This is a genomic window from Streptomyces sp. E11-3 (assembly GCF_046540415.1).
Classification (GTDB): Bacteria; Actinomycetota; Actinomycetes; order Streptomycetales; family Streptomycetaceae; genus Streptomyces.
The window spans coordinates 1,431,322-1,438,814 of sequence record NZ_JAZGRL010000002.1; the positions used below are offsets into that span (position 1 = coordinate 1,431,322).

General features: G+C 72.6%; 6 protein-coding genes. 4 read left to right on the forward strand and 2 right to left on the reverse strand.

Annotated elements, in window-relative coordinates; genetic code table 11:
* Both U9R90_RS25550 and rsmH read right to left on the reverse strand, forming a co-directional pair.
* On the reverse strand, positions 1-482 hold a 482-nt coding region (locus U9R90_RS25550; protein ID WP_411059017.1), incomplete at its 3' end, for an FtsB family cell division protein.
* Entirely contained in the window at positions 479-1,435 is a 957-nt protein-coding gene (rsmH, locus tag U9R90_RS25555; protein WP_411059018.1) for a 16S rRNA (cytosine(1402)-N(4))-methyltransferase RsmH, read from the reverse strand. The genes rsmH and U9R90_RS25550, both read right to left, overlap by 4 nt.
* A gap of 416 nt (positions 1,436-1,851) precedes the next feature.
* Here rsmH and U9R90_RS25560 point away from each other — a divergent pair, with 416 nt between their 5' ends.
* From U9R90_RS25560 to U9R90_RS25575, 4 genes are all read left to right on the forward strand, one after another.
* Positions 1,852-2,397: a beta-class carbonic anhydrase gene (locus U9R90_RS25560; protein ID WP_411059019.1), complete on the forward strand. Its 546-nt coding sequence runs from the start codon at positions 1,852-1,854 to the stop codon at positions 2,395-2,397.
* A 233-nt stretch (positions 2,398-2,630) separates the two neighbouring features.
* Positions 2,631-3,674 carry an AAA family ATPase gene (locus U9R90_RS25565; protein ID WP_411059020.1) on the forward strand — a complete coding sequence of 348 codons (1,044 nt, stop codon included), beginning with the start codon at positions 2,631-2,633 and terminating at the stop codon, positions 3,672-3,674.
* Positions 3,674-5,047, forward strand: coding sequence for a DUF58 domain-containing protein (locus tag U9R90_RS25570; protein ID WP_411059021.1), 1,374 nt, complete (start codon positions 3,674-3,676; stop codon positions 5,045-5,047). The genes U9R90_RS25565 and U9R90_RS25570 overlap by 1 nt, the downstream gene beginning before the upstream one ends.
* Positions 5,044-7,470: a DUF3488 and DUF4129 domain-containing transglutaminase family protein gene (locus U9R90_RS25575; protein WP_411059022.1), complete on the forward strand. Its 2,427-nt coding sequence runs from the start codon at positions 5,044-5,046 to the stop codon at positions 7,468-7,470. The genes U9R90_RS25570 and U9R90_RS25575 overlap by 4 nt, the downstream gene beginning before the upstream one ends.
* Positions 7,471-7,493 lie beyond the last annotated feature (23 nt).

Consider the following 7,493-nt stretch of genomic DNA (forward strand, 5'->3'; position numbering starts at 1 on the left):
TCGGGGGTCTCGGGCTGCGCGGGCGAGGGCGAGGCGGTCGGTGTGGGGGTGGCCGAGGGCGCGGGCGGTGCGGCGGCGGGCGGCGCAGCGGGCTTTTGCCGAACCGCCGAGGGGCGGTCCCGGACCCCGCCCGGAGTGCCGCGTACGGTGCCGTCGGGGTCCAGGAAAGCCGGGTTGCCGCCGGGCACCATGCCCAGCTCACGAGCGCGCCGCTCCAGCGCGCCGGGGGCCGAGTAACGGTCCACGTCGCGTTGCAGCTCCTGCTGCTCCTCGGTGAGCTCGGTGGTCTTCTTCTTGAGGTCGCTCAGCCGGAACGACCCTTCGTTGAGCGAGGAGTTCAGCACCAGCAGCGCGATCAGACCGCCGCCGAGCAGCATCACCACCAGCAGCACGAACGGCATCCGCGCGGCCGACGCGGGCCCGGTGGGCAGCAGCCGCCCCAGCAGCGCGACCCGCCCCCCGGGGCGCTGCCCGCCGCTCACGACACGTCTTCCCTGACGCGCTGCGCGCCGCGCAGCCGGGCCGGGGCGGCTCTGCGGTTCTCGGCGACCTCTTCCTCGGTGGGGAGTTCGGCGCCACGGGTCAGCAGCTTCAGGCGCGGCTGGTAGCGCTCGGGCACCACCGGCAGTCCCGGCGGCGCCGTGGTGGCGGCGCCGGCCGCGAAGACCTGCTTGACCAGCCGGTCTTCCAGTGAGTGGTACGACAGGACGGCGATCCGGCCACCGACGGCGAGCGCCGCGACGGCCGCGGGGATCGCCCGCTCCAGGACGGCGAGTTCACCGTTGACCTCGATACGCAGCGCCTGGAAGGTGCGCTTGGCGGGGTTGCCGCCGGTGCGCTTGGCGGCCTGCGGCAGCGCGTCACGGATCAGCTCGACCAGCCGCGCGCTGTTGCTGAACGGCTCCTTCTCGCGCTCCCGTACGATCGCCGCCACGATCCGCTTGGCCTGCTTCTCCTCGCCGTACGCGCGCAGAATCCGTACCAGCTCGCCCGGTGCGTAGGTGTTGAGGACGTCGGCGGCGCTGACCCCGGTCGTCTGGTCCATGCGCATGTCGAGCGGCGCGTCCTGCGCGTACGCGAACCCGCGGTCGGCCTCGTCCAGTTGCATGGAGGAGACGCCGAGGTCGAAGAGGACGCCCTGGACGGCGGGGATACCGAGGCGGTCGAGCACATCGGGGAGTTCGTCGTAGACCGCGTGCACCAGCGTGGCCCGGTCGCCGTACGGTGCCAGCCGCTCCCCGGACAGGCGCAGCGCCTCCTTGTCCCGGTCCAGGGCCACCAGGCGCGCCTCGGGGAAGGCGCTGAGCAGGGCCTCGCTGTGTCCGCCGAGGCCCAGGGTGCAGTCGACGACGACCGCTCCGGGCTGTGTGAGCGCCGGGGCCAACAGGTCCAGGCACCGCTGGAGCATGACCGGGACGTGTCGGGTGTGGCTCAATGCGCCCTCTCAGATCCGGCGCCGCGCGTACGCACCGCCGGGTCCCCGCCCGCTCGAAGAAGGGGAGGCCTGCTGGCGCCGGAAGGGCGTCAGCCGACCGGGAGCGGGAGGAGGCCGAGCCGTACGTACGCGCCGCACACGTGGGGAGATTCGCGGGGAGTCTCCGGGATTACCGTCCAGCGGGGAGCGTCTGGGCCCTGTCGGCCTTGCGGCTCCCGCTTCGCGTCACTTTAGTCCACCCCGTCCCCCGGTCAATCTCCGGCCACGCTGCGGATCTGCGCGTCGCGCGTCGCGCCGTTCACCCGTGCGGACCGGGTCGGCCTTGGCGTGTGGAATACCTCACAACCACGTCCGTTGACGTTCTTTGTCCCTTCTCACAGCGGGCCTGGACGATCCGTGCGCATTACCTTCGAGTCATGTCGACTTCGCTTCCCATCGATCCGGCCGGTGCTCCTCCCGCCGGCGGTACCGTCACAGACCGCCTGGTGGAGGCGAACCAGCGCTATGCCGCCCAGTTCACCGACCCCGGGATGGACGCGCGTCCCGTACTGAAGGTCGCGGTCGTGGCCTGTATGGACGCCCGACTCGACCTGCACGACGCGCTCGGCCTCGCGCTGGGTGACTGTCACACCATCCGGAACGCGGGCGGTGCGGTCACCGACGACGTGATCCGCTCCCTGACCATCAGCCAGCGCGCCCTGGGCACCCGCAGCGTGATGCTCGTCCACCACACCAACTGCGGTCTGGAGAACCTGACCGAGGACTTCCGGCACGAGCTGGAGGACGAGGTCGGGCAGCGCCCGCCGTGGGCGGTGGAGGCGTTCCGCGATGTCGACCAGGACGTACGCCAGTCGATGCAGCGGGTGCGGACGTCGCCGTTTCTGCTGCACCGCGACGACGTACGGGGCTTCGTCTTCGACGTCTCGACCGGTCTGCTGCGGGAGATCCACCGCGACCAGTGACCCGACCGGTGGCTCGACCGGTGACCCGACCGGCGACTCGACATACCCGGAAAAGGGCTCTGAACCTGACATATCGGCGCCAGTTATCCACAGGCGAGTGACACAACGCGGTACGGCCAACAAGAATGCGTGTGTGACATCCCGCCGGAACTATTCGCGCGTGGTGTCCGTGTTTCGGGGAGGGCCGGTTCGTAACAGAGGACACGGCCCGCGCGAGGGCCGAGGAGGGCCGGGTGACGACCTATGAAGATCGAGCGAGCCTCACTGATCTGACCACCACTGTGGAGCGTGTCCGCAGGTCGGTGGAGGGTGTGATCGAGGGCAAGCCGGAGGTCGTACGGCTTTCGCTGACCGTGCTCCTCGCCGAGGGGCATCTGCTGATCGAAGATGTTCCGGGCGTGGGGAAGACCATGCTCGCCAAGGCACTGGCGCGGTCCATCGACTGCTCGGTGCGCCGTATCCAGTTCACACCCGACCTGCTGCCGTCGGACATCACCGGGGTGTCCATCTTCGACCAGCAGCAGCGGGACTTCGAGTTCAAGCCGGGCGCCATCTTCGCGCAGATCGTGATCGGCGACGAGATCAACCGCGCGTCGCCGAAGACCCAGTCGGCGCTGCTCGAGTCGATGGAGGAGCGCCAGGTCACCATCGACGGGCAGTCGTACGAGCTGCCCGACCCGTTCATGGTGGTGGCGACGCAGAACCCGGTCGAGATGGAGGGCACCTATCCGCTGCCCGAGGCCCAGCGCGACCGGTTCATGGCCCGGGTGTCCATCGGGTACCCGACGCCGGAGGCCGAGCTGCAGATGCTCGACGTACACGGCGGGGTCTCGCCGCTGGACGACCTGCAGCCGGTGGCGCACGCACACGAGATCGTCAAGCTGATCGAGGCGGTCCGTGCGGTGCATGTCGCGGACGCGGTGCGCCGCTATGCGGTGGACCTGGTCGCGGCCACCCGCAACCACCCGGACCTCAGACTCGGCGCGTCGCCGCGTGCGACCCTGCACCTGCTGCGGGCCGCGAAGGCCTCGGCCGCGCTGAGCGGCCGGGAGTACGCCCTGCCGGACGATCTGCAGGCTCTCGCGGTCGCGGTCCTGGCCCACCGGCTGCTGCCCACCGCACAGGCACAGTTGAACCGGCGCACCGCCGAGCAGGTGGTCCTGGAGATCCTGCAGCGCACCCCGGTGCCCCAGGCGCCGACGCCGGGCAACGCCTACGGCAGCGTTCCCCCCGCCGCGGGCTACGGCCAGCAGCAGCCCGGCGCCCGGAGGCTGTGATGACGGCCGGCGCGGCACCGGCAGGGGCCGGGGTCCCGGCAGCCGACCGGGAGAAGGGCGCCGTACGGACCGCGCTCGCGGGGCTGACCACGCGGGGCCGGTCGTTCCTGGCCGCCGGGGCCGCCGCCGCCGTCTGCGCGTATGTGCTCGGCCAGGGCGATCTGCTCCGGGTCGGACTGCTGCTCGCGGTGCTGCCGCTGGTGTGCACGGTCGTGCTGTACCGCACCCGGTATCGGGTGGCCGGGTCGCGTCGGCTGTCGCCCGGGCGGGTGCCTGCGGGCTCGGAGTCCCGGGTCCATCTGCGGATCGACAACGTATCGCGGCTGCACACGGGGCTGCTGATGCTCCAGGACCGGGTCCCCTACGTACTGGGGCCCCGGCCGCGGTTCGTCCTGGACCGGGTGGAGGCGGGCGGGCGCCGCGAGGTGTCGTACCGGGTGCGCTCGGATCTGCGCGGGCGCTATCCGCTGGGGCCACTGCAGCTGCGGCTGACGGACCCGTTCGGCATGTGCGAACTGACCCGCTCCTTCAGCACGTACGACACCCTGACGGTCATTCCCCGGGTCACACCGCTGCCCCCGGTACGGCTCTCCGGGGAGGCCGCGGGGTACGGCGACGGGCGGCAGCGCTCGCTGGCGCTGGCCGGTGAGGACGATGTCATTCCGCGCGGCTACCGGCACGGCGACGATCTGCGGCGGGTGCACTGGCGCTCCACCGCGCGGTACGGCGAGCTGATGGTACGGCGCGAGGAGCAGCCGCAGCGCGCCCGCTGCACGGTGCTCCTCGACACCCGTGGCGTGGCCCACCAGGGCGCGGGCCCCGACTCGGCGTTCGAGTGGGCCGTCTCGGGTGCCGCCTCCGCACTGGTCCATATGCTCGAACGGGGCTATTCGGTACGGCTGCTGACCGACACCGGCAACTCGGTGCCCGGCGAGGGCTCCGACGGCTTCGCGGGGGCGAGCCAGGAGTCGGCGGACGCCGCGGGGCTGATGATGGACACCCTCGCGGTGATCGACCACTCCGACGGCGCGGGGCTCTCCCCCGCGTACGACGTGCTGCGCGGTGGCAACGAAGGGCTGCTGCTGGCCTTCCTCGGCGATCTGGACGAGGAGCAGGCGGCCGTGGTCGCCCGGATGCGGCAGCGCAGCGGAGCGGCGGTCGCCTTCGTCCTGGACAGCACCGCCTGGGTGCGGGGCGAGGGTCCTTCGCCGCAGCTGGACGCGCGGCTGCGGATGCTGCGTGAGGCGGGCTGGACGGCGGTCGGGGTGCCTCCGGGCGCGGATCTGGGCGCGCTGTGGCGGGACGCGGACCGGCAGCGCACCAGCGCCGGTCCGGCGCCCATGGGAGGTACGACTACGGGGGGTTGGGGATGAGCGGTCGCGCGCGACTCGCGCTGTGCGCCATGGCGGCCACACTGATGGCGGCGTGTGCCCTGGTGCCGCTGGTCGAGAAGGCGACCTGGATGCTGCAGGCGGCCGTGCTCCTGGCGATCCAGACCGGTGTCGGTGCCGTCGCCCGGCGGGTGCCGCTGGCCCGGCCGCTGACGGTGGCGGCGCAGGCCTTGGTGACCCTGCTGATCCTGACGGCGATGTTCGCCAGTGGCCAGGCGCTGGTCGGCGTGGTGCCGGGCCCGGAGGCCTTCCAGCAGTTCGGGGCGCTGTTCCAGGCCGGTACGGACGATGTCGGGCAGTACTCGATCCCGGCGCCGCTCACCGAGGGCATCAAGCTGATGCTCATCGGCGGGGTGCTGACGATCGGCCTCGCGGTGGACGCGCTCGCGGTGACGTTCCGCAGCGCGGCCCCGGCCGGGCTGCCGCTGCTCGCGCTGTACTCGGTCGCCGCGGGTCTTTCGGACGGCTCCGGTGGCTGGGTGTGGTTCCTGCTGGCGGCCGCGGGCTATCTGCTGCTGCTCCTGGCCGAGGGGCGGGACCGTCTCTCGCAGTGGGGGCGGGTCTTCGGTGGTACCTCGCAGCGGCCGGACGCGATGGCCGCGGGGCTGGCGGCGGGCGGCGGCGCGGTCGCGCCGGTCCGCACCGGCCGGCGCATCGGTGCCGTGGCCCTGGGCATCGCCCTGGCCGTGCCCGCGGCGCTGCCCGCCCTGAACGGCGGACTGCTGGACGGCGCGGGCAAGGGCGGCGGCAAGGGCAGCGGCGGCGGCACCATCTCCGCGGTGAACCCGCTGGTCTCGCTGCAGAACAGCCTGAACCAGCCGAACGACCGCGAGGTCCTGACGTACCGCACCAACTCCGAGGAGACCAAGGACCTCTATCTGCGGATCGTCTCCCTCGACCAGTTCGACGGCACAGCCTGGAAGCCCGCCCAGCGGAACATCCGCGATGTGCCGTCGCCGTTCCCCAGCCCTCCCGGGCTCGAAAGCCGGGTCCGTACCACCACCGTCCAGACCACCATCTCGGCGGCCGACTGGTACGCACAGGACTGGCTGCCGATGCCCTACCCGGCGACCCGGGTGGACATCGACGGGCGCTGGCGGTTCGAGCCCATGGGCCGGACCCTGGTCGGGGACCGCGGGCAGACCACCCGCGGCAAGCGGTACCAGGTGGACAGCCTGATCGTGCAACCGACCGCGGAGCAGCTCGCCGCCGCCCCGCCCGCGCCCAAGTCACTGGCCCGTGAGTTCACCGCCGTACCCGACTCCCTGCCGCAGGACGTGTTCGCCACGGCCAGGCAGGTGACCCGGGGGGCCGCCAACGACTACGAGCGCGCGGTCAAGCTCCAGGAGTGGTTCGCGTCAGAGGGCGGGTTCCGTTACGACACCGAGGTGGAGGCGGGCAGCGGTTCGCAGGCGATCAGCCGCTTCCTGCGGCAGAAGGAGGGCTTCTGCGTCCACTTCTCCTTCGCCATGGCCTCGATGGCCAGGACCCTGGACATCCCGGCCCGGGTCGCGGTGGGCTTCACACCCGGCTCCCCGTCTTCGGACGGCGCGATGTCGGTCGGGCTGCGGGACGCGCACGCCTGGCCCGAGCTGTACTTCGAAGGAATCGGCTGGACCCGGTTCGAGCCGACGCCGACCCGTGGCTCGGCACCGGACTACACGCTGGAGGAGAGCCCCTCGGGCGACCCGAGCAACAGCGCGGCGCCCGTGCCGTCGGAGTCGGTGGCCCCGGAGGACGAGCCGTCGGCCCAGGCCTCGGACGACTGTCCCGCGGAGCTGCGGCGGCTGAACGAGTGCGAGGACGCCGCGGCGGTGGGCGACATCGAGGAGGGCAGCAGCGGTCCGCCGCTGGGCACGATCGTGGGCGTGGCGCTGGCCGTGCTTGCCGTACTGATGGTGCCGCTGCTGCCGCTGCTGTGGCGGAGCCGGGTGCGTACGCGGCGGCTGGGCGCCGGTGGGCGTACGGACGCGGACGCGGCCGCGCGGACGCTGGCGGCCTGGCTTGAGGTGACCGACACCGCCTGGGACTACGGCATCCTGCCGGACGAGTCGCAGACCCCGCGCAAGGCGGCCGCGCGGATCGTCCGGATCGGGGAGCTGGGGACGGCCGCGGCGGAGTCCGTGCACCGGGTCGCGGCGGCGGTCGAGCAGGTGCTGTACGCCCCGCAACCGCGCCCGGCGACGGGTCTCGGCGAGGATGTGCGGCGGCTGCGGACCGGGCTGCGGGAGACCACGAGCCGGACCGGGCGGCTGCGGGCACTGCTCGCGCCCCGCTCGGCCGTCCGGGTGGCGTGGGCGGCTGCCGACCGCTGGGCGGCGCTCAAGGGGCGCTGGAGTCTGGGCGACTGGGGCGCGGAGCGCTGGGCCACGCTGGTCCGCCGCCCGGGCAAGCAGCAGGGGTAGCACGGGTAGCAGGGGTAGGTGCG

Excerpts from the sequence above, each read along its gene's own strand:
- U9R90_RS25560 (WP_411059019.1), top strand. The coding sequence starts at position 1,852 with ATGTCGACTTCGCTTCCCATCGATCCGGCCGGTGCTCCTCCCGCCGGC.
- U9R90_RS25570 (WP_411059021.1), top strand. The coding sequence starts at position 3,674 with ATGACGGCCGGCGCGGCACCGGCAGGGGCCGGGGTCCCGGCAGCCGAC.
- U9R90_RS25575 (WP_411059022.1), top strand. The coding sequence starts at position 5,044 with ATGAGCGGTCGCGCGCGACTCGCGCTGTGCGCCATGGCGGCCACACTG.